3 protein-coding genes and 1 pseudogene are annotated in these 2922 nt (G+C 74.2%); 2 read left to right on the forward strand and 2 right to left on the reverse strand.

Features of this window, described 5'->3' with window-relative positions:
- Positions 1–288: pseudogene (locus AB0J52_RS34615) on the reverse strand (A/G-specific adenine glycosylase); the annotation flags it as partial.
- Between the two features lie 66 nt (positions 289–354).
- Here AB0J52_RS34615 and AB0J52_RS34620 point away from each other — a divergent pair.
- Positions 355–1044 (forward strand): hypothetical protein, encoded by a 690-nt coding sequence (locus tag AB0J52_RS34620; protein ID WP_500187115.1) that lies wholly within the window; start codon positions 355–357, stop codon positions 1042–1044.
- A gap of 133 nt (positions 1045–1177) precedes the next feature.
- On the forward strand, positions 1178–1876 hold the full coding sequence (locus AB0J52_RS34625; RefSeq protein ID WP_500187116.1) for a B3/B4 domain-containing protein: 699 nt from the start codon (positions 1178–1180) through the stop codon (positions 1874–1876).
- A 134-nt stretch (positions 1877–2010) separates the two neighbouring features.
- Here AB0J52_RS34625 and disA read toward each other — a convergent pair.
- A partial coding sequence (gene disA, locus AB0J52_RS34630) for a DNA integrity scanning diadenylate cyclase DisA (protein ID WP_500187117.1) occupies positions 2011–2922 on the reverse strand: 912 nt, incomplete at its 5' end.

Here is a 2922-nt window from a genome sequence, read left to right on the forward strand (position 1 = left end):
CTCGACGATCGCGCCCGCCGCGGCGTGCAGCCGCAGCGCGCGGCGGGGGTAGCCGAGCCGCCCCCAGGCCCGCACGGCCTCCCCGGACGGTTCGGCCGCGAGGGCGGCGGGCGTCGGCCAGCGCTCCAGCCAGGTGTGCCACACCGGCAGCACCCGGACGACCGGCGTCTGCTGCAGCATGATCTCGCTGACCAGGACGCCCCAGGGAGTCGCTTCGGGCGCCCGCCACGGCAGGTCGCGGGCGTTGGCGTCGTACCAGGCGAGGATCGGGTCGGTGAACTTCAGCATGACGAGGTGCATTGTGGCACGGCGGGTCGCCACGTCCCGGACGATCCCCATATGCATACTGTCCGCATGGACGCGGATACCGAACGTGATCCAGAGGAAGAGTGGGGCCTCGACCAGTACTGGCGGCGGCGGGCACTCGCGCTCGCCGGTGTGCTGGGCGTGGTCGGCCTGACCGCGTGGTCCTGCGGCGTGTTCGGGGGCGGCGGAGACGGCGGCGCGAAGAAACCCCCCGTGCAGAGCATGGCCGGGGTCGGCGCGGCCGTGCCCTCCCTGGCCGCGACCTCCCAGGCGCCTACCCCGACCCCCACGGTCACGGTCACCAAGACGGCGAAGGCGCCCGCGCGGCCGAAGCCTGCCCGCAAGGACGGCGACGCCTGCGACCCCCACGACGTGGTCGTGAACATGGCCTCCAACGGCGACACGTTCCCGCGCGGCGCGCGGCCGTCGTTCCGGCTCACGGTGGTCAACACCGGGCAGCGCGCCTGCGGCTACGACGTCGGGACGGCCAAGCTGGACGTCCGCATCACCTCCGGCTCCGACCGGGTGTGGGCGGCGTCCGCGTGCGACAGCGGCTCCGGGTCGTCCGTGCGGACGCTGCGCCGCGGCATCCCCTACGTGACCACGGTGACCTGGGACCGCCGCCGCTCCGGCTCCGACTGTGCGGGCAGGCGGGACAAGGCGCTGCCCGGCACCTACGTCGCGGTCCTGAGAGCCGCCAAGGTCAAACCCCAGAAACAGGTCTTCCACCTGCGCTGACGCCTGCCGCCGCCCGCCGGGCGTGAACGTCCGGTCCGCGGATTGGTCCTCTGGACCGAAGCGGGCTTGGCCCTGTCCGGAGGACCGCCGCGGCGGCAGGGTGGTCCACGACCGACACGCCGGACGGGGGACCATGTACTTCCAGCATTCGCCGCGCCTCTGGGCCGACCACCCGGACCTCGTCGCCGGGGCCGTCGTCGTCGCGGACGGCATCACACCCGACGCCGACGCGAGCGCCCGCGTCGCCGACCACACCGCCGCCGCCCTGGCCCGGCTCGCGGACGCGGGCCAGGAGGCCGAACTCCCCGAGATCAAGGCCTGGCGGCGGACGTTCGCCGCGATGGGCCTCAAGCCGACGCAGTACCGCTGCGCGTCGGAGGCGCTGCTGCGGCGCGTCCGGAAAGAGGGCTCGCTGCCCGCGATCCATCCGCTGGTGGACCTCTGCAACGCGGTCTCGGCGGCGTTCGCGATCCCGGTCGCCGCGCTCGACCTCGCGGCCGTCACCGGCGGGCTCACCGTGCGCCCGGCGGACGGCACGGAGGAGTACGAGACGTTCGGGGGGGAGACCGAGAACCCCGCGCCCGGGGAGGTCGTCTACGCCGACGAGGCCGGCCGCTCGCACGCCCGCCGCTGGACGAACCGCCAGAGCGGCCGGTCCGCCGTCCGCCCGGCGACCCGCTCGGTGCTGATCGTCGCCGAGGCCCTGCACGGAACGGCGGGTTCGGACGTTCCGAAGCTGGTCGCGACGCTCGCCGACGAGATCGCCGCGCTCTGGCCCGTCACCCCGGTGACCGCCCGCGTCACCGCGTCCGCGCCGCGCCTCGACTTCTGATCGGCCGCCTCGGCCCGATCGCTGGCCGACAGGCCCGGGACACGGGTCGCTGACCGGCTGATCGGCCGCGCGGGCCGCCCGTTCGCGCGGCCGCGCCGCGTCCTGGCCCGAGCCGGGGCTCGGGCCAGGACGGCTCAGACGTAGCGTTCGAGGATCGAGGACTCGGCGAGCCGGGACAGCCCCTCGCGGACGCTGCGGGCGCGGGACTCGCCGACGCCGCCCACGGCCTGGAGGTCGTCGATGGACGCGGCGAGCAGCTTCTGCAGGCCGCCGAAGTGCTCGACCAGCCGCTCCACGACCAGGCTCGGCAGCCGCGGCACCTTCGCGAGCAGCCGGAAGCCCTTGGGGGAGACCGGCAGGTCGAGCGCGTCCGGCCCGGCGAAGCCCATCACCTCGGCGACCGTGGTGAGGTCGAGCAGCTCGTTCGCCGACAGCACGTCGAGGTTCGCGAGCACCGTCCCGACCCCGACCACGCGGGCCGCGGCGGACGGGTAGTCGCGGACGATCAGCTCGCGGTCGACGTCCACGCCCGAGACCAGCTCGTCCAGCTGGAGCGACAGCAGCCGCCCGTCGGTGCCGAGCTCGACGACGTAGCCCTCGATCTCGTCGGCGATCCGGCGGACCATCTCCAGCCGCTGCACCACCGCGGACACGTCCCGGACGGTGACCAGGTCCTCGATCTCGAGCGCCGACAGCGTGCCGGACACCTCGTCCAGCCGCAGCTTGTAGCGTTCGAGCGTGGCGAGCGCCTGGTTGGCCTTGGACAGGATGGCCGCCGAGTCCTCCAGGACGTAGCGGACGCCGTCCAGGTAGAGCGCGATGATGTTCATCGACTGGCTCACCGAGATCACCGGCTGGCCGGTCTGCCGCGCGACGCGCTCGGCCGTGCGGTGCCGGGTGCCGGACTCCTCGGTCGGGATGGTGGAGTCGGGCACCAGGTGCACGGCGGCGCGGACGATCCGGCCGCGCGCGTCGTCGATCACGATCGCGCCGTCCATCTTGGCGAGCTCGCGCAGCCGGGTCGCGGAGAACTCCACGTCCAGCTC

Source organism: Spirillospora sp. NPDC049652 (assembly GCF_040675125.1).
Lineage (GTDB): Bacteria > Actinomycetota > Actinomycetes > Streptosporangiales > Streptosporangiaceae > Spirillospora.